This window comes from Lactobacillus sp. UMNPBX4, assembly GCF_002554115.1.
Classification (GTDB): domain Bacteria; phylum Bacillota; class Bacilli; order Lactobacillales; family Lactobacillaceae; genus Lactobacillus; species Lactobacillus gallinarum.
In genome coordinates this window covers 1-628 of record NZ_PCZF01000130.1, presented here as the reverse complement: position 1 = coordinate 628, position 628 = coordinate 1, and the positions used below count along the sequence as shown (strand labels likewise).

General features: G+C 29.5%; 1 protein-coding gene. It reads left to right on the top strand.

Going from position 1 to position 628, the window contains the following annotated elements; genetic code table 11:
* On the top strand, nt 1-628 hold a 628-nt coding region (locus CP355_RS10030; RefSeq protein ID WP_199161223.1), incomplete at both ends, for a restriction endonuclease subunit S.

The window sequence follows — 628 nt, the reverse complement described above, 5'->3', positions numbered from 1 at the left end:
AACTAGCAAAATTGGACACTTTAATCAAAGCCCGATTTGTCGAGATGTTTGGTGATCCGATAATTAATAATAAAAAACTTACTGAAGTGCCAATGACGAAAATTTGTCAAATCATAGATGGCGATAGAGGTAAGAATTATCCACGAGCTAAAGATTTTAAGACTAATGGTTATTGTTTATTTTTAAATGCTAAAAATGTTACTACCACTGGATTTGATTTTCATAAATGTATGTTTATATCAAAAGAAAGAGATGAACTTTTGCATAATGGTCGGTTAAATCTAGGGGATATTGTATTAACGACAAGAGGAACTATTGGTAATCTTGCTCTTTACACAGAAAAAGTACCATATAATCATTTGAGAATAAACTCTGGGATGGTTATTTTGAGAATGAATCATGAAAAAATTATAGATAGGTTTTTTATAGAGCAATTTAAAATACAACTTAAAAAAATAAAAATGAAAATTGCTAGTGGTTCTGCTCAGCCGCAGCTTCCTGTTTCAACTATGAGTAAAATACCAATAGTTTTACCGTCAATTAGAAAACAAGAAAAATATTCTGATTTTGTCAAACAAGTCGACAAATCAAAAGTTGTTAACGCATCCATAATGAAATATATTATTAG